Here is a 21,199-nt window from a genome sequence, read left to right as displayed (position 1 = left end):
CTGCGCTGGTTCCAATTGTCTTATGTTTGCAACAGGTGCGGCGAAAATTTCCGGCGACACAATCGCGCCGCACGAAAATCCAAATTGAAAACGCAACTGGTCCCCGATCGACGCAAATCAGGGGACACTGAATGCGACATGAACGAAATCGAATGAATGGCGATGGGGAACCGGGTGGCTACAGTTTCTTCTTCCAGATCGCGAATGACGGTGAACGTCGGGCCTGCTGCGTCAAGGTCGACGCGCCAAGCATACAGGAGGCGTCGGTTCTGTTCCGCGAGAAATGGCCTGTCATCGAGGAGATGGCGCGCGACGGCATCAAGGGCGGCACCGTCGACGACGGTGTCATTACGCTCGTGATGCCGTAATCACAGGCATCGTAGGGTGGGCAAAGGCGCCCTTGCGCCGTGCCCACCATCACCTGCACGAAGCGAAATGGTGGGCACGCTTGCGCTTTGCCCACCCTACGAAGCAACGCTACAGCACCTTCCGCTTGGAGAGGTTCCGCATCAGTTCGCCGATGCCGAAGGTCCAGGGCTCGCATTCGTCGCTGGTGCGCATGCGGTTGACGAGCTTGCCAAGCTGCGGCGCCGAGATCGTGACGATGTCGTCGCGCTTGTGGGTAAAGCCCTCGCCCGGCGCATCGCGGTCTTTCACGGGCGCGAACATCGTGCCGAGGAACAGCGCAAAGCCGTCGGGATATTGATGCACCGGCCCGATGGTCTGGGCGACGAGGTCGGTGGGATCGCGGCTGATCTTGCTGATCGAGGAATGGCCGTCGAGGACAAAACCGTCCTGTCCCTTCACGGTCAGCCCGACATCCATTTTCCGCACGTCATCGAGCGAAAAACCATTGTCGAACAGCCGCAGCAGCGGGCCGACGGCGCAGGAGGCGTTGTTGTCCTTGGCTTTCGACAACAGCAGCGCCGAGCGCCCCTCGAAGTCGCGAAGATTGACGTCGTTGCCGAGCATCGCGCCGACGATCGCGCCGCGGCTCGACACGACCAGCACGACTTCCGGCTCCGGATTGTTCCAGGTCGATTTGGGATGCAGGCCGGCATCCATGCCCGTGCCGACGGAAGACATCGTCGGCGCCTTGGTGAACACTTCGGCGTCCGGACCGATGCCGACTTCCAGATACTGGCTCCAGGCGTTCTGCTCGATCAGCACCGCCTTCAGCTTCATCGCTTCGCCCGAGCCAGGCTTGAGCTTTGAAAGGTCGTCGCCGACCAGCCGCACCACTTCCGTGCGGATCGCTTCCGCCGAGGCCGGATTGCCGCGCGCCCGCTCCTCGATCACGCGCTCCAGCATCGAGATCGCAAAGGTGACGCCGGCGGCTTTCAGGACCTGAAGATCGAGCGGCGCCAGCAGCCAGGGTTTTGCCCGGTCGCGGCGATCGGGCGGCGTGTTGGCGACGATGCTTTCGAGATCGCCGATGCGCGTCCCCGCGGTGCCGCGCAGCGCCTCCGCGGGGTTGGCCTCCTCGCACAGCGCGCTGACGGTAGAGAACCGCGCGCTGACATCGAAGACGCCGTCGTTGCGGACTGCGACCACGGCCGGCCCTGCGAGATCAGGCATCCAGACCCGCCCCACCAGCGTGCCATCAGCGCCGTCTTCCGGCAGGACGTCTTTTGTGGTCAGTGTGATCATTTACTCGTCTCCCCTTGCGACTGGTTTTTTATCACTCTACACGCGCGCCGGCTTTGGTGCTAACGCGCCGATCGAAGCGCGGTCAGCGTTGCCAGCATTTTCGCCCGATCGGCCGAGTCCTGATACGCCTTCACCAGCGCTATGGCCTCATCCAGTTCGGGCCCCGCGGCGCAGCCATGCCGCGACAGCCATATCAGATTGGGCAGCTGCTCGCTGGTTCCCAGCCGTTGCAGCAGTTCGGAATAGGGCCGCGGCTCGTCGGTCGGCGCCGGGCGGTAGATTTTTGCAAACTGGGCGTGCAGCTCGCTCAGCGCGTTCATGCACAGAGGCTGCGTCGCCTCGAGGTCGAGCCTGACGAGGAAGCGCTGCAGTTTCCAGCGGCTTTCCTCGTCGTATTTGTCGCGCAGGATTTCGACGGCGTCGGCGGTGCGGCTGCCCACCTGGCGGGCGCCGGCCAGCGCCTGTGCCTGCAGGCCGGCCTCATCGACAAACCTGAGCCATCCCCGCAAATGCGATTGCGCGTTCAGCATCGAGAAGCGCTCCGGACGCTCCCGCGCAGTTCGTCCGAGTTGTTTGGGGTCACGAAGCTCGGCCAGGCGATGAAGGTCGTAGCTGGGGTCGGTATACGCCTTCGCCATGGTTTCCCACGCCGTCGATTCCGCATCGCAGGAACAGCCATATCCGACCAGCCAGCCCATCGCGGCGAGCGCACCGGATACCTGGTCGGCGATCGCTGCATAGGGTTGGGGCTTGGCGCTATTAAGCACAAGCGGCTCAACCTGCATGCCGAGCAACGCGCGGGCTTTCGCACACAGCGCCGGCGTCGGATCGAGATCGAAGAAGGCGAGGTAGCGAAGCGGAAAGTCACCACGCTCAAGCATCGCCTCGGCCTGGACCTGGCGCTGATCCAGCTTGCGAATACTGTCGAGCACCTTCTGTTGCTTGGTGCCGTCACGCGTGTCGAGGAACGGCGTCCATTCCCATAGCGGCGCATTGGCGGCCACGCGCGCGAGATCGGCGTCGTATTTTTGCAGTCGCGCGGCCTCCTGATCGTCCACCGCCTTGCGCATCTGCGACAGCGGCCAGATCGAGGCGCAGACGACAACGATCGCCGCCAGCAGGACCCCGCCGACAATCCGAACGATGCTGGCGCGCAACCGCGCGGCCGACAGCGCGAACAGAGCCCACACAACGATCAGCGGCGGCACCAGCGCCGGAATAACGATGGGCCACGAAAACGGTGCAACGAAAGGGCGCCCGAGCAAATCAGCAGCAAGCGCCGCCACGAGACCCGAGGCCGGAACGATGACAAGCGCGGCAATTTTAGCGGCCCGGGGTGCTACACCTCTGGCGCCGGCGAGAATCGTCAGGACCATCAGCAGCAGCCACAGCACGATCATCTGGATCGCCGCATAGGCCTGCGCGAGGCCGTTGCCCGCCGGATCGCTCTGGCCGAGGCTGGCCACGGTCACCAGCTGCAGGGCCCATAGCAGGAGAATGACGGCGCTGAGCACGGCACCGGCGGCGATCGCACCGACGGGAGGTTTTGGCAGGGCTGGTGTGCTGTTCATCGTCCCTGCCTAGCACACGGATCACGTCGTCGTCCCGGCGAAGGCCGGGACCCATAATCCCGATCATCTGTTGTTGAAAGCAACCGTCGAGCATTGTGCTCAACAACTACTGCCGCGGCGTATGGGTCCCGGATCGCGCTTCGCTTGTCCGGGACGACGGAATCACCGCCACGGCTCCACGATGATCTTGGTATGCCGCTCCGGATTGGCCAGATCGGCAAATGCTTGCGCGACGCCGTCGATGCCGACGCTTGCGGTCACCAGCGAGGCTGCATCGACCTCGCCTTCCGCGATCAGGCGCAGGGAATAGGCGAATTCATCCGCCGTGTAGCCGAGCACATATTGGACGTTGAGCTCTTTGAGGATGCCGAGCATCGGCTCGGAGCGGTCGGTCTCCATGCAGACGCCGACCACGACGATGCGCGCATCGCGCGGTGCGCCTTCGAACACCTGCTGGATCACGCCGGGGATGCCGACGCATTCGAAGATCAGCGCGGGTTTCAGCGCCGGCAACAGGGCCTGCAGCGGCGGCCGCGCGGCTTTTTCCTCCGGTGACATCGCCGCGTGCTCGGCCCAGGTCGTGTAAGGTTGGGTGCGCGCAGGGTCCACGACGATGTCAGCGCCGAGCTTTTCGGCCAGCGCCCGGCGCGCCGGTGAATAATCCGCCGCGATGATCGGGTGCAATCCCCTGATCTTGAGGGCCGCGATCACGGCGAGCCCGACCGGGCCGCAGCCGATCACCAGCGGCACTTCGCCTCCTTTGATATTGGCTTTCGCAACCGCGTGAACGCCGACCGCAAGCGGCTCGGTCAGCGCCGCATGCTCGGCCGCCAATCCGTTCGGGACTTCGAGCAGCAGCGCTTCGCTGAGCAGCATGCGCTCGGCATAGGCGCCGACATTGTCGTTGGAATAGCCGATGCCTTGCGGGCCTTCCGCGGTCAGCAGCGCCGGCAGCGAACATACCCTGGTGCCGGCCTTGAGTTTTCGCGTAGTGCCTGGGCCGTAGTCGACAATTTCGCAGCAGAATTCGTGGCCGAACACGACGTCACGCGAAAGGTCCATCGGTTTGCGGCCGGGAAAATGTTTTGCAAGTTCAACCATGCGGTGGGCGTGCTTGCGCGCATGCAGGTCAGAGCCGCAAATGCCGCAGGCCAACGATTTGACCAGCACCATGCCGGGGCCCGGCTTGGGCTCCGGCATCTGGTCGACGACGATCTCACCGTTCCGGAAGATTGCAGCCCGCATCGGCGTTCTCTCCTGTTATTCGTTGTTTCCTTCCTGTCCCACAGCCGGGCGCAGAAGGGAAGAACGAAAGCAGGCGACGCTACCAGCTGTAGCGCACGACGCCCTTGCCGGCGTAAGACCGGGTGATGTCGGAGAACTCGCCCTCGAAGGTAGCGGCGGCGGACCAGCCGTTCAGCCATTTCATTTCGGCGGAGGCCGTGGTCAGCGCGGTGTTCGGCGCCTGCGCCGCGCCGCTGACCAGGAAGGTGGCACCGGGCACCGACTGGAACAGCGCCGTGATGCTGCGGTCGGTGTTGAAATTATGCGCCCAGGCGGCGCGGCCGCGCAGTGTGAGGACCGCGTTCTGCATCGCAAAGGAGCGGTCGAGCCGGACGCCGAGTTCGCTGCGCCCGGTCGTGACATCCTTGGCCGCATAGTTCAGCGCAAAGGCATTCGAACCCGACAGCACCTGTTCGGCATAGGCCGGCAATTGATAGGTGGTGAACTGGCCGGCGGCATAGGGCGTGATGCCCATCCATGGCGTGACGTAGCGGTAGCCGCCCTCGACGCGGCCGGACCAGGCGTTGGCGTTGAACTCGGCGCGCAGGCGGTCGACGCCGGCCACGGTGACGGTGCGGTCCGTCGTCACGTCCTGCCAGCCATAGACCGCCGCGGCGGTGACATAGGCCGCACCCATAGTGTGGCGCACGAAGGCGCCGGCCTGGAACAGGTCCGACCGCCCGTAGCCCGAGCCATTGACGCTGAAATTGGTGCCGCCGCCGGCCAACGCGAAGCCGACCAGCGTCGATGGCGAGATCCGGTAGTCCGCGCCGGCGGCGAGACCGAATGCGCGCACCGAGGCGTTGTTCGATCCCACATTGGCGTTGCCGTCGCTGTTGCTGCCGCCACCAAAGGCCGAACCCCACACGCTCCAGCGCTGATCGAACAGGTCGTTGCGCGCGACATCGGCCTTGGTCGGGAATTTGGCGAAGGCGTCGCGCGCAGTGCCCTGCCGCTTCGCGGCGTAGGCGTATGAACCGCTCTCCGCGGCGAACGACGCAGCGCTGCCGCCGCCCACGCTCGCGCCGCCATTGCGGCCGGCGATGAAGGGATCGGTCAACAGGCCGAGGAAGATGTTCATCGCATCGAAGGTGGCCTGCTGCGATCCGGTCGCCAGTTCGCCCGAGATCTGCGTCAGGCCCGCAGGTGTCAGGGAGCCGACCGCGACCGGAACGCCGCTACCCGCATTGAAGGCGTTTGCCAGCGCGTTGCCGACGTTCTGCTGGTTGGGGGTGAGGCCAGGGCCGAAGCTCAGCGCGAGATTGAGATAAACATTGTTGAGGTCGTAGCTCAGGGTGGGTTTGAAGTTCGGCGCGTTGGTGCCGACCACCGGATTGAACGTGCCACCAACGCCACCTGCAGCGTTGAGGATGGTGTATTGCTTGACCACGTTGCCGGGTCCGAAGCTCGCATTGACGGCCGCGCCGCCGAGCGTCGCGGCTCCCGTCACATTGGTGCGGTCGGCGGTGGCTCCCGAGACATCGACCAGATAACTGGCCGCGGCGGTGAATGCCAGACTGCCCTGCACCGTGAGCAGGCCGACCGAGTTGCCCGGCGCCAGCGCGCCGCCGTTGATGGTGGTGTTGCCGACAATGCCGTTGCCGCCGAGCGTGCCGCCGGCGTTGACGGTCACGCCGCTCGACGCGACGATCGAACCGTTGACGGTGAGCGTGCCGCCGTTCACCGTCGTGCTGCCGGTGTAGGCGTTGACGCCGGACAGGATCAGATTGCCGGTACCGACCTTCTCCAGCGAACCGGGACCCGGGAAGCAACCGCAGTCATCGGCAATCACGCCGGTCACCTCGGTGGAGAGGTTGTTTCCACCGACGAGCAGGGTATTGCCGCCACCGATATAGTAAGTGCCGGAACCGGCAAGCGAGCCTACCGTGATGCGTCCATCACTACCCGGACCAATGCTGCCGCCGAAGTTGACCTCGCCGGTGCCATTGGTGATGAACTGCGCGGTTCCGCCGTTGGCATTGTCCAGGAATCTGGTTATGCCGCCGTCGTTGGTCACGATTTTGGCGTTGCCGGCGGTGCTGTTGTCCCAGAAATTGGTGACGCCGCCGTTGTTGGTCGTGATGGTCGCATTGCCGGCGGTGGAGAATGCGTTGAACTCCGTAAACCCGAAATTATTGTTGGTGATCGTGGCGCTGCCGGCGGTCGAAGTATCCGTTCCTACGGCCAGACCAAACGACGTCCTGCCGCCGAGTTCGTTGACGATGCTCGCGTTGCCGGCACTGGTGCTGGCAAAGAAAGTGGTCTCGCCACCGAGATTGTTCTGGATCGTTGCGTTGCCGGCTGTGCTGGTTTCGATGCCGCCGGCCTGACCGAACACCGTGGTGCCAGCCGTGGTATTGATGATGGTGGCGCTGCCGGCGCTGCTGGTCTCGAGGAACACCGTGGAGCCAAAGGCCTGGTTGGTGATCGCAACGGTGCCGGCGGTATTGCTGCCCATGAACGTCGTGACGCCGAACCCGAACGAGGCGTCGTTGGTGATCGACGTAACGCCCGCCATGTTGGCGTTGACGATGAACAGCCGGCCCTCGTTGAAGACGGTGCCGACGATTGACGCCTTGTGGGTGGCGTCGCCGAGTTGCAGCGTCGCGCAATCGCAGATCGTCGTGCCGCCGGTATAGGTGTTGGTGCCGAGCAGGACGACGGTGCCGTTGCCGCCGCCCGCGCTGTCCAGCACCGTCAGCTTGCCGGCGCCGACGCCGTCGGAGATGTTGCCGACGATCGTCAGGATGACGTTGTTGGCGTCGAGCGCACTGCCTGCGGGGGAGTTGTTGATCCTGAAATTGTTGTTGAAGGTCAGGTCGCCGCCGAGACCATCGGGCTGGAACACCGCGTTATCGAGCGTGACGGTTCCGGTGCCGACCGAATTGTTGTTGGTGACCTGCAGCGTGGTGTTGGTGACCGTCGTTCCGCCGGTATAGGTGTTGTTGATGCCGGACAGCAGCACCACGGTGCCCGCGGTGTTGGTCGAATCGGTGATCTTCAACGCGCCCGCGCCGCTGATGTCGCCTGCGATCGCCAGGCTGAAGCTGGCCCCGACGAAGCCGTTGGCATCGATAGTGCCGCCACCGGCATTGAGCGTGAAGTTATTGTTGAAGACCATGTCGGCAGCAGCAACCTGGAACGTGGCGTTGCTGAGCGCTACCGTCGCGTTGCCGACCGAACCGACGGTGGTCGCTCTCACCGTAGCTCCGGTCACGTTCAGCGTGCCGGCGATCACGTTGGCGTTCGTCAGCACCAGGGTGCCAGGACCACCGGAACTGATAACGTTCAACACGGGCAATGCGGCAATGTCGTTAATGATGCCGGAGAGCGTCAGTTCGAAGGAGTTCACGTCGATGGTGCTGCCGCCCGCGCTGTTGACGAGAAAATTGTTGGCGATGGTCAGATTGCCTACGGCCTGCAACGTGCCGCCGCCCATGAGCACCGTGCTGATGCCGAGCGCGCTGGCGTTGGAAACCTGCACGGTGCCGGCCCCGATCACCGTGAAACCACTATAGGTGTTGGCAGCGGACAGTTGAAGCGTGCTCGATCCGGCCTGCACCACGTTAATGCCCGCGCCGCCGATGATATTGGAGATGCCGATAGTCTGGCCGGCATTGGCGACGTTGAAGATGCTGCCGCCGCCGGTGAAGGTTACATCCCCGCCGCTGATCGAAAACGATTTCGAATTGGCATTGAAGGTCCAGGAATCGGGGGTGATCGGCCCGAAGGTTACATTGACCGTGCTAGATCCCGTCGCGTCGAAAACGGCCGACTGGCCGCCAGAAATGGGCGCGCCGGTGGGGGTCCAGTTGTTGTCGTCGTTGTAGTCCGACGTGTTGGCGGGGCCGCCCCAGATGGATTGGGCATGAGCCGCCGGCACAACCGCGACAGCCAGGCCAATGCCAAACAGCGGCGCAACCAAGCGCTGCCGCAGCCGTTTTTCCACGCCGGATGCCGATCGAAAAGCCACGCCCAAACCCCACTACCCCCAGCGCTCTCTGGCGCTGTCCGGGCACAACCTAGCATGGGGTTCCACCGTACAATTACGGTTTGGCGGGAATCCCTTGTTCTGGCTTCGGAAAATGGGTGTTTTCCGGACACACTGTGGTACCCGGGCAACGCTTGGGGCGCGGTCCTTCTCATCCAGCGCAAGGTCGTCGGCCGGGATCGCTCAGGCGTTCGGAGACGACTCGGCCGCGACCGTCAGAAGCTGCGAGCGGCGCACCCGTTCGCGATGGGCGGTGTAGAGGCCGCTGGCGACGATGAAGCCGGCACCGGTCACGGTGTAGACGTCAGGCACCTCGCCGAAGATCAGGAAGCCGAGGATGCTGACCCAGAGCAATTGCGTGTAGGAGAACGGCGCCAGCACCGAGGCGTCGGCGTAACGGAACGCCAGCACCACGATCCACTGTCCCGCGGTCGAGGCGACGCCGATGAAGACGCCGAAAGCGATGTCGTGCCAGCTCGGCGTCACCCAGACGAACGGCACCAATGCAGAGAGGATGCAGACGCCCGCGATCGACGAATAGGTCATCACGGTGATGGCGCGCTCGGTGCCGCTCATCATCCGCGTCATGATTAGCGTGCAGGCCCAGGCCAGCGCCGAGACCAGCGGAAAGAACGCGGCGGGGTGAAACGCACCGGTGCCGGGACGCAGGATGATGATGACGCCGATCAGGCCGACGCCGGTCGCGATCCAGCGCCGCATGCCGACCTTCTCGTTCAGAAACACGATCGACAGCGCGGTAACGAGCAGCGGCGCGACGAAGCCGGTGGCGGAGGCTTCCGCGATCGGGAGAAACCGAAGGCCGGAGATGAAGAACAGCGAAGAGGCCAGCACGGTCAGGCCACGCATCAACTGCAGGCCGGGCCGTTTGGTTTGCAGCGCGAACAGCGGCGAGCCCGGCAGCATCGCCGGCGTCATGATCATGGCGAACACCACGAACCGGATCCACGCGATCTCGATCGAAGGCAGCGTCGCGGACAGATATTTCGCCGTCACGTCCGAGATGCCGAGGAAGACCGTCGACGCCAGGATCAGCGCGATGCCCTTGAACGGACGATCAGCACGAGCGGGCGCTTTCGGGGTCGAGTACTTCTTCTCGGGCAACGGCAATGGCGCGCTGTCCAGCCTGGCGGCTGCGGCGGGGGGCGGTGTCACGGCAATCTCGAAAGCAATAATGATCGAATCGGGCGAGGCTCTAAAAAACGCCATTTGAGGGGGAACAACAAGGTCCGATAACGGGATGCGGATATGCGCTGAGGGCGCGATTGCAACACTTTGTTAAGAACCGTGCCCCGCTACAAGATGCCTGTCATGGCCGGGCATGACGCAAGGTGAAATGTGTTCACTACAGCATAGGCAGACCGCGCGGCTTCGGGCCACGCGGAAAAGCGTTGTCGAGGGCTTCGATCTCGCTGGCGCTCAGCGTCAACTTTCCCGCCGCCGCATTATCCGCGGCATGCTCCGCGCTCGCGGCTTTCGGAATTGCAAACACCGCTGGAATGCGCGTCAGAAATGCGAGCGCGATCTGCCGCGCGGTGACGCGGCGCGCATCGGCAATCGCCTGCAACACCTCGCCTTCCCTGCTGTGCGGCGAGGGGAAATCATTGTGACCGAACGGTGAATAGGCGACGACGGCAACGCCGTGCCGTTCGCACCACGGGATGACAGCATGCTCGATCGCGCGCTCCTGCAAATGATAGAGCACCTGGTTGCAGGCGATCCTGCCCTCACCGGCGACCGCCAGCAGTTCGTGGAGATCGTCGGTGTCGAAATTGCTGACACCCCATGAGCGGATTTTTCCGGCTGATATCAACTGATCGAACGCAGCCACGGTATCTTCAAGCTCATGGGATCCGCGCCAGTGCAGCAGATAGCAATCGAGGTAATCGGTCTTCAGCCGCTTCAGCGATCGCTCGCAGGCGGCAATGGTGCCGCGACGCGACGCGTTGCTCGGCAGCACCTTGGAGACGAGATAGAGATCCTCGCGCTTGCCGGCGGCCATCGCCTCGGCGATCACGAGTTCGGCATCGCCGTACATTTCAGCGGTGTCGACATGGGTCATGCCGAGCTCGATGCCGCGGCACAGTGCTGCGACCGCGCTCTTGCGGTCGCCGCGATCGATGTACCAGGTGCCCTGCCCGATGACGGACACTTCCGGGCCTTTGACGCCGAATTTCTTTTGCTTCACGGTCGCCTCAACTTCTGATGTTGCCGACCAGACGAGGGCGGCCATGGACTTCGAGCGGGTTCTCGACCGGCAGCGCGCGCAACCAATCGCGGAAGCTGACGATTTCGGGACAGTCAGCGGTGCCTTCAGGCGCAATCAGCCAGTCGCCCAAACCGGATCCCTCATTGACGCGGTCGCAGCGATAGCCCGGATGGTGGCCAAGACCGCGGGCGATCAGCAGGTCGACTTTGCCCTCGACCAGTTCGTGCAGGCCAGCGGGCTGCAGCACCCGCAAGCCGATTTCCGCATACGCGCTGCGAAACGCCGCCAACTCCAGCCGGCGCAGGTCGAAGCTGCCGTGGACCCCTAACTGCAGCAGCACCGCGCCCGCCGGTTTCAATTGCGAGGTCGCGTCCGCAATGCGACGAAAGCCGTCGGAAATCTCGGGCAGATAGGCCTGGCCGGCCGCGGTCAGGATGAGCTGCTTATGCAGCCGCTCGAACAGGCGTACGCCGAGGCGCGCCTCCAGCGCTTTCACCTGCTGCCCGACGGCGGCAGGTGTCACATGCAGCTCGTGCGCAGCCAGTTTGAAGCTGAGATGTCGCGCGGCGGCTTCGAACGCGCGGAGCGCGTTGAGTGGCGGAAGGGTGTAGGTCATCGCGTCGTAGTTTGACACCGATAGGTGACAGCCTTGCAATAGATTTTCTAGGGCTTGAGCGAAGGAACTATGCTTTGCGCTGACTTGATCTCCCCGGTTACGGTCGCCGCAACATCCGGAGATCCCATGCCCCGCCGACTAGATCCAGCGGCTCCTGCATGGGGCTGGAACCAGAGAGGATGTCCAATGGCTGAGATCATCCATCCCTTTTACGAGCAGCATCGCGGTGCAATGGAGGCCGCCATGCGCCATCGCCTCGACCTTGCCGAAGCGATGTTGTGCGAGCGCGCGCATCTATCCGATATTGGTGGGATCAGGCAGGAGGTGATGGACGAATTCGAAATCGTGCTCACCCAAATGCCCTATGTCGGAGGCGCGGCAAGTCGTATGAGCGACTTCTTCATGCGCCTTATGGGTTTTATCGCTATCAGCCGGGTGCTCCGGCGACACGGCGTATCGCTGTCCGTGATCGGCGAAATCGAGCGCGAAACCTACAAGGCGCAATTGCTCACCGTGCCCGAAGCGGAACGCCTCGCCTCGGGGCGTCAATTCATGTCGCCAGAGAATCAGACGTTGCTGCGCGAGCAGGCTGCAAAAAGCCATCGACAAGAATTTCCGGAAGATTTCGTCTACGATTTCGTCGAACCGGGCCCGGGTGACAAGTTTGAATTCGGCATCAACTACAAGGCTTGCGGCTTCTGCAAATTCGCGGCCCGCCATGGAGACAAGGAAATCCTACCGAACATCTGCGGGCTTGATTTCGACGCCTATGCAACGCGAGGCATCCACCTCGAAAGGACACAAACGTTGGCTGGCGGCGCCAACCACTGCGATTTCCGATTCTCGCGGCTCCCGTCGGAGTAGGATGACGTACGTGTGTGCTTGGCCCGTTCGCGTCGCCTCCTCCGTCATTGCGGCGAAGCGAAGCAATCCATCGGGCGGCAAAAACGAAGAAAGAATGGATTGCGTCGCTACGCTCGCAATGACGTTGAGGGACCGGTTTTAGTTCGCCACGGCCAATTGCTGCGGCACGGCGTTCGGCGCGGTCTGCGCGATCAGCCGCTTCAACTCCGGAATGCAGGAGCCGCAATTGGTGCCGGCCTTCAGCTTGGCGCCGATGTCGGCAGCGGAACGCGCGCCGGCTGCGATTGTCTCGCAGATGGTGGTGCGGCCGACGCCAAAACAGGCGCAGACGATCGGGCCGGCATTGGCCAGGCCATCGATCGATTTGCCCGACAGCAGCATGCGGCGCTGGTCGTTGCTGAGCGTGTCGGCGGCAAACAGGCCCTTGACCACATTCCAGTCGCCGGCGTCCCGTGCCGGCCCGATGAACAGGCAGGTCTCGATACGGTCGGCGGCAAAGGACGCCGCGCGATAGACGCCGCCGCCAAAGTCCTTGTATTCGGCGAGGTCATCGCCGGCGATGGCGCCGAGCCAGGACTGCCAGCCCCTGAGATCGGCATTGTCGGCGAGCAGATAGCCATAGCCGCCATTGACGGCGACGCGCGCCCACCAGGCATGATCGGGCAGTTCGAGCGGCGTGCGCGACAATGCAAAGCCGCGGAACACATATTCGTAAGGGGTGATCGAGGCCGGCGTCGCCTTGTTCTCGGGCTGGCCGGAAAACGGATCGGTGAGCGGTGCGACAAGCGATCCCACGCGTGCGCCGGTCGCCGTGACCGCGCTCCAGTGGATCGGCGCGAACAACATGCCGCGCTGCTGGCGCTCGCTGACGACAACCCGCAGCGTGCATTGTCCGTAATCGGTCGTGACCCGCGCAAAGTCACCATCGGCGACACCGTGCCGTGCGGCGTCGTCCGGGTGCACCTCGACGAACGGCTCCGGCAGATGCTGGCCGAGCCGCGGGCTCATCCCGGTGCGGGTCATGGTGTGCCATTGGTCGCGGACACGGCCGGTGTTCAGCCGCAGCGGGCGCGCGGCCGTGGTCTCGGTCCGCAGCGCGGGAGTCTCGGGTGCGATGAAACGGGCCTTCTGTTCGTTGGCAAAGAATCCGCCTTCGGCAAAGAACCGCGCCTGCGGTTGCGCATCGAGCCGGATCGGCCATTGCACCGGCGCCATCGCGTCGAACGCTTCGTCCGACAGCGCCTGCAAGCCGCCGATGTCGAAATCGCGGCCACCATCGTTCTCGAACGCCGACAGTGCGGCGTGCTCGCGAAAAATGTCGGCGGCTGATGCAAAATTGAATGCCGCGCCAAAGCCGAGCCGTTTTGCGATCTCGCCGATGATCCACCAATCCGGTCGCGCCTCGCCCGGCGCGGACAGGAATGCGCGCTGCCGCGAGATGCGCCGTTCCGAATTGGTCACGGTGCCGGATTTCTCGCCCCACGCCTGCGCCGGAAACAGCACCTGCGCCCCCGCATCGACGGTGTCGTTGGTAACAACGTTTTCGGAGGCGACGAACAATTCGAGCTTCTTCAGCGCCGCGCTGACGGCATCCGCGTTGGGCAGCGACACCGCCGGATTGGTGCCGATCACCCACAGCGCCTTGATCTCGCCGCGTGCGATGGCCTCGAACATCTGGACTGCTTTCAGCCCTTCATGGGTGGCGATCCGCGGCGCCTTCCAGAACCGGCGCACGCGGTCGATGTCCGGCGGCGTAAAACCCATATGGGCCGCCAGCTGGTTGGCGAGCCCGCCGACCTCGCGGCCGCCCATCGCATTGGGCTGTCCGGTCAGCGAGAACGGCGACGCGCCCGGCTTGCCGATCCGACCCGTCGCAAGATGGCAGTTGAGGATCGCATTGACCTTGTCGGTGCCCTGCGCGGACTGGTTGACGCCTTGCGAATACATCGTGACCACGCGCGGCGTGCTGGCAAACATCTGGAAGAACGCCGCGACATCAGGCTCGGACAGGCCGGTTGCCAGCGCGGTTGCACTGAGGCTGCCGGCCATGCTGCGCGCCCGCGCCATCGCGTCGTCGAAGCCTGACGTGTGGCGTTCGATGTAATCGCGGTCGAGCGCCCCATTGTCGGCGAGGTGCACCAGCAAGCCGCTGAACAGCGCGGTGTCGGTGCCCGGCTTCAACCCCAGAAACAGATCGTCATCGCCGACCGTATCGGTCCGGCGCGGATCGATCACCACGATGCGGGCGCCGCGGCTCTGCTTGTTGACCAGCATGCGCTGGTACAGCACCGGATGACACCAGGCCGCGTTGGAGCCGACCAGCACCAGCAAATCGGCCTCGTCGAGATCTTCGTAACAGCCGGGCACCGTGTCCGCGCCGAACGCGCGGCGATGGCCGGCGACCGATGACGCCATGCACAGCCGTGAATTGGTGTCGACATTGGCGCTGCCGACGAATCCCTTCATCAGCTTGTTGGCGACGTAATAGTCTTCGGTCAGCAGCTGCCCCGAGAGATAGAACGCGACGGCGCCGGGGCCGTCGCGTGCGATGATGTGCTGGAACCGGTGCGCGACATGGTCGAGCGCGTCGCTCCAGGCCACGCGCTCCATGGTCCCATTGTCGCAGCGGATCATCGGATGCAGCAGGCGATTTTCCAGGCCCAGCGTCTCGCCGAGCGCCGAGCCCTTCGAGCACAGCCGGCCGAAATTCGCCGGGTGTTCGGGATCGCCCGAGATCGCAGCCCCGCCCCGGCCGTCGGGCGTCGCCAGCACGCCGCAACCGACGCCGCAATAGGCGCAGGTGGTCTGGGTGGCGCGCAGATGGGGATCGACGGCGGTCATGCGAGCAACCGGCTCATGCTGCCTCTGAACGGATCGCGAGCGAACGGCCGAACATCATGTCGGCGCGAATGCGCGCGGTGGGCTGACGGGTGCGGATCAGTTCGAGATACCAGAGCGCGTCGCTGACATCGCCGATCAGCACCGCGCCGGTCAGCCGTCCGTCCGCGACCACGAGCTTCTTGTAGGTGCCGCAGTTGAGATCGCTGAGAACGATGGTCTCGGAGCCCTCGGTGCCCACGAAATCTCCCGCAGAGAACACGCTGACGCCGGAGACCTTCAGATTGGTCGCCACGATGCTGCCGCTATAAGAGGCGTCGCTGCCGGCGAGATGCCGCGCCAGCACGCGCGCCTGCTCATAGGCCGGCTCGACCAGGCCATAGCAGATGCCGCGGTGTTCGGCGCATTCGCCGATCGCAAAGATGTCAGGCGAGGCGGTTTGCATGACGTCATCGACGACGACGCCCCGGTTGACGGCGATGCCGGCTTCTTTTGCCAGACCGATATTCGGCCTGATGCCCGCTGCGAAGATCACGGCATCGGCGTCGATACGGCGGCCGTCCGTCAGTTCGACGCCCTCGACCCGGGTTTCGCCATGGATGCGCGCAGTATTGGCGTTGAGCAGGATCTCGATGCCCTTGCGCTCGACCAGCGATTTCAACAGTTCCGCGGCGGGCGCATCGAGCTGGCGCTCCATCAGCCGGTCCATCAAATGAACCAGCGTCACCGGCGCGCCGGCCTTGGCGAGCCCGTAAGCCGCTTCCAGTCCGAGCAAACCGCCACCGACCACCACCACGCGCTTCTTCTGCGCGGCCAGCGTCAGCAGGAGATCGACGTCGCGGCTGTCGCGAAACGTGTGCACCCCGGCAAGATCGGCGCCGGGCACATTGAGCCGCAACGGTGACGAGCCCGTGGTCAGGATCAGTTTTGAAAACGGGATGCTTTCCTCGTTCGCGATCTTGACTTCGCGCCGACCGACATCGACCTCGGTGGCCCGGCAGCCATATTTCAGGGTAACGCCGCGGTCGCGCCACCATGAAGCCGGGCGGAGCTCGATGTCATGCGAGGCGGTCTCGCCGGCGAGAACCGACGACAGCAGCACGCGATTATACGCAAGCCGCGGTTCGTCCCCGATCACGGCAATGGCGTAGCGCCCCAGCGCAACCTTAGCCAGCTCGTCGACCAGACGCGCGGCAGCCATTCCGTTGCCCACAATGACCAGCGGCTCGCTCATGGCGTATCCTCACTCGGCGGCTTGAGCGCTGCCGTAGGCTTCCGAAATCATGTAACCGGACAGCGTGCCGTAGGCGGCGGTCCAGGCGGATGCCGTTTCCGGCGTCCAGGCGTCGCCGAGCCCCTTTTCCAGGGTCCACAGCAGGGCGCCGCCAACGACGGGATAGTGCTCGGCCTTTGCGCCGTAATCGACATGGCGCTTGGCGAGCGCGCTCGCGGCGGGGAGCACGGCTTCGAGGTTGGTCAGTCCGCCCACGACGACGGCGAGCGTCGCCATCAATTTCTTGCGCTGTTCGGTCATGTCGTCCGGAAACATCGCCCGGACGCCGGGGGCCACTTCAAACAGGCGACCGTAGAACAAAACCGCCGCCTGCTCGGAAATCGGCGCGACCTTGGCGAAACTTTGTTGCACGAGTTTGACTTGCTCTGGCGTCATGTCGTTCTCCTGCCTCTTCCAAAGCCTTGCCCGGTTCGGGAGCGAAATCCTTCGCCCCGGCGGGAGCGAAGTCCTTCGCCCCGGGGAGCAAAGCAAGAACTACGCCGCTTCGACGAAGCGGTGCCGCTCGTAAAGGAATTCGAGCACGCGCTGCCGGCACTTGAGGTAACCGGGGTTGGTTGCGAGCTCGAGCCGCTTGCGCGGACGCGCCAGCGGCACTTCCAGCACTTCGCCGATCCGCGCGCTCGGCCCGTTGGTCATCATCACGATGCGGTCCGACAGCAGCACGGCCTCGTCGACGTCATGGGTGATCATCAGGATGGTGTTGCCGAGCTTCTGATGCAGCGCCATCACCGAGTCCTGCAGATGCGCGCGGGTCAGCGCGTCGAGCGCGCCAAAGGGCTCGTCGAGCAGCAAAACCTTCGGCTCCATCGCCAGCGCCCGCGCGATACCGACGCGCTGCTTCATGCCGCCGGAGATTTCCGACGGGCGCTTGTCCTTGGCGTGGGCCATCTGCACGAGGTTGAGATTGTGCATCACCCAGGCATCGCGCTCGCTGCGGGTCTTGCTCGAAGCGAACACCTTGTCGACGCCGAGGCGGACGTTTTCATAGACGGTCAGCCAGGGCAGCAGGCTGTGGTTCTGGAACACCACTGCGCGATCCGGTCCCGGCGAATTGACTTCGCGGTTTTCCAGCAGCACGCAGCCATTGGTGCAGTCGGTAAGGCCGGCCACGATATTGAGCAGCGTGGACTTGCCGCATCCGGAATGGCCGATGATCGAGACGTATTCGCCCTTGTCGATCGTCAGGTTGATTTCCTTCAGCACCTCGGTCGTGGCATTGCCGCGGGTGAAGGTCTTGTCGATGTGGTCGAGCTTCAGATAAGCGTGCATGATTATGTTTCCTTCAGCCTGCGGAAGTGCCGCGGGTCACGATCTTGCCCAGTCCTGCGATCAAGCGATCGAGCACGAAGCCGATGATGCCGACATAGAACAGCGCCAGGATGATTTCGCTGATGTGCGAGGAGTTCCAGGCGTCCCAGATGAAGAAGCCGATGCCGACGCCGCCGATCAGCATCTCGGCCGCGACGATCGCGAGCCAGGACAGGCCGATGCCGATGCGCAGGCCCGTGAAGATGTAGGGCGCCGCGGCCGGGATCATGATCTTGCCGAAGAACTCCAGCGGATTGAGCTGCACCACGGCGGCGACGTTGCGGTAGTCCTGCGGGATGTTGCGGATGCCGACCGCGGTGTTGATGATGATCGGCCACACCGAGGTGATGAAGATCACGAAGATCGCCGAGGGCTGGCCGTCGCGGAACGCGGCGAGCGACAGCGGCAGCCACGCCAGCGGCGGGATGGTGCGCAGCACCTGGAACAAGGGATCGAGCCCGCGCATCGCCCAGACCGACTGGCCGACCAGCGTGCCGAGCGCGACGCCGACGATCGCAGCGATCGAATAGCCGAGCGCGACGCGCTGCAGACTTGCGGAAAGATGCCAGAACAGGCCCTTGTCGATGCCGCCACGATCGAAGAACGGATCGAAGATCAGCTCCTTGGTGTCCTTGAACACGCGCGAGGGCGGCGGCAGGGTCGAACCGGTGCGACGGCAGACCAGCTCCCAGAACAGCATCAGGAGCGCGATCACGATCAGCGGCGGCACGACGCGCACCGCGGTGTCCTTTGCCATCTTGGCGTATTTTTCGGCGCGCGGCGGACGCTTCGGCGTCATCGACACGACCGGGGTGGCAGCCGCAGCCGCAGGCGCAACAATCGCGGTGGCGGGCTCGGTCTTGATCGCTGGCATATTCATGGGAAATGCGTCTCCGTATTTAAATGGCCGGCCGCACGCCAAGGCGTGCGGCCTCACCTGGATCAGACATCAGCACGCTTGATGGACAGGGACTTCAGGTACGCAGCCGGATCTTCCGGATCGAACACTTTGCCGTCGAAGAAGGTCTCCTTGCCGCGCGACTTCGAGGTCGGAATATCCGCAGCCGCCACGCCGAGCGCCTTCGCGGCATCGCGCCAGATGTCTTCGCGGTTGACCTTGGCGATCAGCGCCTTGGAATCGTACCCGGGCTCGAACTTGCCCCAGCGGATGTCCTCGGTCATGAACCACAGATCGTGGCTCTGGAACGGATAGGAGGCGTGGTCGCGCCAGTACTTCATGATGTGCGGTGAGTTCTCGACCACCTTGCCGGTGCCGTAGTCGAACTTGCCCTTGGCGCGATCGAGAATGTCCTCGACCGGGCAGTTGATCCACTGCCGCTTGCCCATGATGGTGGCGAGTTCTTCCTTGTTCTCCATCTTGTCGCACCATTGCTGCGCCTCCAGCACCGCCATGGTGATGGCTTTCGCGGCGTTCGGGTTCTTGTCGACCCAGGCCGAGCGCATCGCGAACGACTTCTCGGGGTGCTTGTTCCAGATCTCGCCGGTGTTGACCGCGGTGTAGCCGATCTTCTGATGCACGAGCTGGCCGGGCCAGGGCTCGCCGACGCAGAAGCAGTCCATGGTGCCGACCTTCATGTTGGCGACCATTTGCGGCGGCGGCACCGTAATGGTTTCGATGTCCTTGTCGGGGTCGATGCCGCCGGCGGCGAGCCAATAGCGAAGCCACAGATCGTGGGTGCCGCCCGGGAACGTCATCGCCGCCTTGATCGGCTTGCCGGCAGCCTTCTTCTTTTCCAACGCTTCCTTGAACGACTTGACGTCGATCCCGACCTTGAGATCGGCATATTCGGCGGCGACCGAGATGCACTGCGCGTCGAGATTGAGCCGCGCCAGGATGTACATCGGCGTCGGCTGGTTGTTCTGCGTCACCTTGCCGGCCGAGATCAGGTACGGCATCGGCGTCAGGATGTGTGCGCCATCGATGCCGTTGCCTTCCGATCCCAGTACGAGGTTGTCGCGCGTGGTGCCCCAGGAGGCCTGCTTCTGCACGTCGACATCGGGCACGCCGTGTTTGGCGAACAGGCCCTTGTCCTTGGCCACGAACAGCGCGCCGGCATCGCTGAGCGCGATGAAGCCGAGCTTGGCTCCCTTCACTTCAGGCCCTGCCCCTTGCGCGAAGGCGCCGGCCGGGAAATTCAGCTTGGCCGCGGCCAGCAACGCCGCCGTGCCGGCCGTCGCTTTCAGAAGCCGGCGGCGGCTGAGGCCGCGTGAGGTCGGATGGGTGGGCTTCGTCATGGGTATCGCGCTCCTTTGCGTCTGAACAGGCCGTCCGATTGGTGCCGCCGCGCAAGGCGCAAAAAGGCGCGTTCCGGGGAGGCCCCGGAATGGCGGCGATACAATTCGGATGAGTGGTCTCAAGGGACGGCATCAATGGCGTCAGCACTAACTATTCAAGCTTCATGCCAAGCCTTTTTCAGCGAAAAAAGCCTAATTATTTCAATTAATTGATGATTTGGAGAGGTGACGCCGAAGGATAGCTAGTCGCATTCTAAATTTGCGATTCGCTCAATTCTTGTGCGGCGCACAAGAATTGAGCAGAAGCAAAAACAGTGGTTTCAGGCGTGCTCGGTGGCCTTGTCAGTTGTCTTGTCAGTCGTCTTCGCCATCATCGGTTTTGGGGCGGCGCCATCGCCCGCCTTCATCCTGAACTCGTAGGTCATCAGGTGCCACGGCGCGGCCGCGGGCTTGCCGTCCGGCATCGTTGCGTCAGTGCGTTTTTCGATCTTCGCGACCAGCTCGTCCTTGACGCCGAACACCACGTCGGAATCCAGATATTTGTCGCCTTCCATGAACACATGGGTGATCAGCGGCTGATAGCCGGGCGCATCGACCAGGAAGTGCACATGCGCTGGCCGCATCGCGTGCCGCCGGGTCTGGATGATCATTTCGCCGACCGGACCATCGGTCGGGATCGGATAGCTGCACGGCAAAATGGTGCGGAAGAAGAACCGGCCGTCGGCATCGGTGACGAAGCGCGCCCGCGACGAGGGTCCCTCGGTGGCATAAGACGCCTTCTGTGAATCGTAATAGCCCTCATCGTCGGCGTGCCAGATATCGACGGGAACATTCGCCAGCGGCTTACCCGTGAGGTCGGTGACGCGGCTCTGCACGAACATCCGCTCGCCCGGCAAATTGGCCGAGACATCGGTGCCGTGCGGCATCACCTTGTGTTCGCCGACATAGAACGGCCCGAGCACGGTGGTCTCGGTGGCGCCTTCGCGTTCGCGATGATTGACGGCGTCGACCAGCATCGAGACCCCGAGCACGTCGGAGAGCAGGATGAACTCCTGGCGGATCGGGGTGCACTTCTGACCGGTCCGGGTCAGGAAATCGATCGCGTATTCCCATTCCTCGAAGGTGAGATCGGTCCGGCTGACATAATCGTGCAGCGATTTCACCAGTTCCTGCAGCAGGAATTTCGCCCGCGGATCCGGCGTGTCTTCGAAGCTGCGGATCACGGCGGCGGTCAGTTCGGTCTCGTTGAATTGGGGCATTTGGCTGTCCTGCGGGGTGCATGGTGGCTGGGTCAAGCCTA

Annotated in this window: 16 protein-coding genes; 2 read left to right on the top strand and 14 right to left on the bottom strand. The window is 63.8% G+C overall.

Translation table 11 applies throughout. From position 1 onward, the window contains the following. Nucleotides 1-152: 152 nt before the first annotated feature. Nucleotides 153-368: a hypothetical protein gene (locus JQ629_RS13530; protein ID WP_212413096.1), complete on the top strand. Its 216-nt coding sequence runs from the start codon at nucleotides 153-155 to the stop codon at nucleotides 366-368. A gap of 109 nt (nucleotides 369-477) precedes the next feature. On the opposite strand, the gene JQ629_RS13525 is transcribed toward JQ629_RS13530, so the two are convergent. The 7 genes from JQ629_RS13525 to JQ629_RS13495 form a co-directional block, all read right to left on the bottom strand. Beyond that, a complete protein-coding gene (locus JQ629_RS13525; protein ID WP_212413095.1) occupies nucleotides 478-1,650 on the bottom strand; it encodes a fumarylacetoacetate hydrolase family protein in 1,173 nt (390 codons plus the stop codon). A 59-nt stretch (nucleotides 1,651-1,709) separates the two neighbouring features. Then, complete coding sequence (locus tag JQ629_RS13520) at nucleotides 1,710-3,221, bottom strand: hypothetical protein (RefSeq protein ID WP_212413094.1); 1,512 nt, start codon at nucleotides 3,219-3,221, stop codon at nucleotides 1,710-1,712. Between the two features lie 162 nt (nucleotides 3,222-3,383). Further along, on the bottom strand, nucleotides 3,384-4,466 hold the full coding sequence (locus JQ629_RS13515) for a zinc-binding dehydrogenase (protein WP_212413093.1): 1,083 nt from the start codon (nucleotides 4,464-4,466) through the stop codon (nucleotides 3,384-3,386). Nucleotides 4,467-4,545: 79 nt separating this feature from the next. After that, nucleotides 4,546-8,478, bottom strand: a complete 3,933-nt coding sequence (locus JQ629_RS13510) for an autotransporter domain-containing protein (RefSeq protein ID WP_349631259.1) — start codon at nucleotides 8,476-8,478, stop codon at nucleotides 4,546-4,548. Between the two features lie 201 nt (nucleotides 8,479-8,679). Continuing rightward, a complete protein-coding gene (locus JQ629_RS13505; RefSeq protein ID WP_312012000.1) occupies nucleotides 8,680-9,669 on the bottom strand; it encodes a DMT family transporter in 990 nt (329 codons plus the stop codon). 190 nt (nucleotides 9,670-9,859) lie between these two features. Next, entirely contained in the window at nucleotides 9,860-10,747 is an 888-nt protein-coding gene (locus tag JQ629_RS13500; RefSeq protein ID WP_212413092.1) for an aldo/keto reductase, read from the bottom strand. After that, entirely contained in the window at nucleotides 10,710-11,339 is a 630-nt protein-coding gene (locus JQ629_RS13495) for a LysR family transcriptional regulator (protein ID WP_212413132.1), read from the bottom strand. Before JQ629_RS13495 ends, JQ629_RS13500 begins: the two co-directional genes overlap by 38 nt. Before the next feature lie 186 nt (nucleotides 11,340-11,525). On the opposite strand from JQ629_RS13495, the gene JQ629_RS13490 reads away from it, so the two are divergent. Further along, nucleotides 11,526-12,203: an L-2-amino-thiazoline-4-carboxylic acid hydrolase gene (locus tag JQ629_RS13490; protein ID WP_212413091.1), complete on the top strand. Its 678-nt coding sequence runs from the start codon at nucleotides 11,526-11,528 to the stop codon at nucleotides 12,201-12,203. A 138-nt stretch (nucleotides 12,204-12,341) separates the two neighbouring features. Here the strand turns inward: JQ629_RS13490 and JQ629_RS13485 are convergent, their stop codons facing one another. The 7 genes from JQ629_RS13485 to JQ629_RS13455 form a co-directional block, all read right to left on the bottom strand. Continuing rightward, nucleotides 12,342-15,044, bottom strand: a complete 2,703-nt coding sequence (locus JQ629_RS13485) for a nitrate reductase (protein ID WP_212413090.1) — start codon at nucleotides 15,042-15,044, stop codon at nucleotides 12,342-12,344. A gap of 13 nt (nucleotides 15,045-15,057) precedes the next feature. Next, on the bottom strand, nucleotides 15,058-16,275 hold the full coding sequence (locus JQ629_RS13480; RefSeq protein ID WP_212413089.1) for an NAD(P)/FAD-dependent oxidoreductase: 1,218 nt from the start codon (nucleotides 16,273-16,275) through the stop codon (nucleotides 15,058-15,060). A 9-nt stretch (nucleotides 16,276-16,284) separates the two neighbouring features. Then, nucleotides 16,285-16,710 (bottom strand): globin family protein, encoded by a 426-nt coding sequence (locus JQ629_RS13475; protein ID WP_212413088.1) that lies wholly within the window; start codon nucleotides 16,708-16,710, stop codon nucleotides 16,285-16,287. A gap of 99 nt (nucleotides 16,711-16,809) precedes the next feature. After that, nucleotides 16,810-17,604 (bottom strand): ABC transporter ATP-binding protein, encoded by a 795-nt coding sequence (locus tag JQ629_RS13470; RefSeq protein WP_212265048.1) that lies wholly within the window; start codon nucleotides 17,602-17,604, stop codon nucleotides 16,810-16,812. Between the two features lie 13 nt (nucleotides 17,605-17,617). Continuing rightward, nucleotides 17,618-18,523: a nitrate ABC transporter permease gene (gene ntrB / locus JQ629_RS13465; protein ID WP_212413087.1), complete on the bottom strand. Its 906-nt coding sequence runs from the start codon at nucleotides 18,521-18,523 to the stop codon at nucleotides 17,618-17,620. Between the two features lie 62 nt (nucleotides 18,524-18,585). After that, nucleotides 18,586-19,899 carry a CmpA/NrtA family ABC transporter substrate-binding protein gene (locus tag JQ629_RS13460; protein ID WP_212413086.1) on the bottom strand — a complete coding sequence of 438 codons (1,314 nt, stop codon included), beginning with the start codon at nucleotides 19,897-19,899 and terminating at the stop codon, nucleotides 18,586-18,588. A 320-nt stretch (nucleotides 19,900-20,219) separates the two neighbouring features. Further along, nucleotides 20,220-21,158: a dioxygenase family protein gene (locus JQ629_RS13455; RefSeq protein WP_212413085.1), complete on the bottom strand. Its 939-nt coding sequence runs from the start codon at nucleotides 21,156-21,158 to the stop codon at nucleotides 20,220-20,222. Nucleotides 21,159-21,199 lie beyond the last annotated feature (41 nt).

The organism is Bradyrhizobium sp. AUGA SZCCT0222, assembly GCF_018130205.1.
Lineage (GTDB): Bacteria > Pseudomonadota > Alphaproteobacteria > Rhizobiales > Xanthobacteraceae > Bradyrhizobium.
This window is presented reverse-complemented; position numbering and strand designations above follow the sequence as displayed.

What these genes read in the sequence shown, in the direction of transcription:
- JQ629_RS13485 (WP_212413090.1), bottom strand. Translation starts at nt 15,044, where the DNA reads ATGACCGCCGTCGATCCCCATCTGCGCGCCACCCAGACCACCTGCGCC.
- JQ629_RS13515 (WP_212413093.1), bottom strand. Translation starts at nt 4,466, where the DNA reads ATGCGGGCTGCAATCTTCCGGAACGGTGAGATCGTCGTCGACCAGATG.
- JQ629_RS13480 (WP_212413089.1), bottom strand. Translation starts at nt 16,275, where the DNA reads ATGAGCGAGCCGCTGGTCATTGTGGGCAACGGAATGGCTGCCGCGCGT.
- JQ629_RS13460 (WP_212413086.1), bottom strand. Translation starts at nt 19,899, where the DNA reads ATGACGAAGCCCACCCATCCGACCTCACGCGGCCTCAGCCGCCGCCGG.
- JQ629_RS13470 (WP_212265048.1), bottom strand. Translation starts at nt 17,604, where the DNA reads ATGCACGCTTATCTGAAGCTCGACCACATCGACAAGACCTTCACCCGC.
- JQ629_RS13520 (WP_212413094.1), bottom strand. Translation starts at nt 3,221, where the DNA reads ATGAACAGCACACCAGCCCTGCCAAAACCTCCCGTCGGTGCGATCGCC.
- JQ629_RS13455 (WP_212413085.1), bottom strand. Translation starts at nt 21,158, where the DNA reads ATGCCCCAATTCAACGAGACCGAACTGACCGCCGCCGTGATCCGCAGC.
- JQ629_RS13475 (WP_212413088.1), bottom strand. Translation starts at nt 16,710, where the DNA reads ATGACGCCAGAGCAAGTCAAACTCGTGCAACAAAGTTTCGCCAAGGTC.
- ntrB (WP_212413087.1), bottom strand. Translation starts at nt 18,523, where the DNA reads ATGAATATGCCAGCGATCAAGACCGAGCCCGCCACCGCGATTGTTGCG.
- JQ629_RS13530 (WP_212413096.1), top strand. Translation starts at nt 153, where the DNA reads ATGAATGGCGATGGGGAACCGGGTGGCTACAGTTTCTTCTTCCAGATC.
- JQ629_RS13500 (WP_212413092.1), bottom strand. Translation starts at nt 10,747, where the DNA reads ATGGCCGCCCTCGTCTGGTCGGCAACATCAGAAGTTGAGGCGACCGTG.
- JQ629_RS13490 (WP_212413091.1), top strand. Translation starts at nt 11,526, where the DNA reads ATGGCTGAGATCATCCATCCCTTTTACGAGCAGCATCGCGGTGCAATG.
- JQ629_RS13525 (WP_212413095.1), bottom strand. Translation starts at nt 1,650, where the DNA reads ATGATCACACTGACCACAAAAGACGTCCTGCCGGAAGACGGCGCTGAT.
- JQ629_RS13495 (WP_212413132.1), bottom strand. Translation starts at nt 11,339, where the DNA reads ATGACCTACACCCTTCCGCCACTCAACGCGCTCCGCGCGTTCGAAGCC.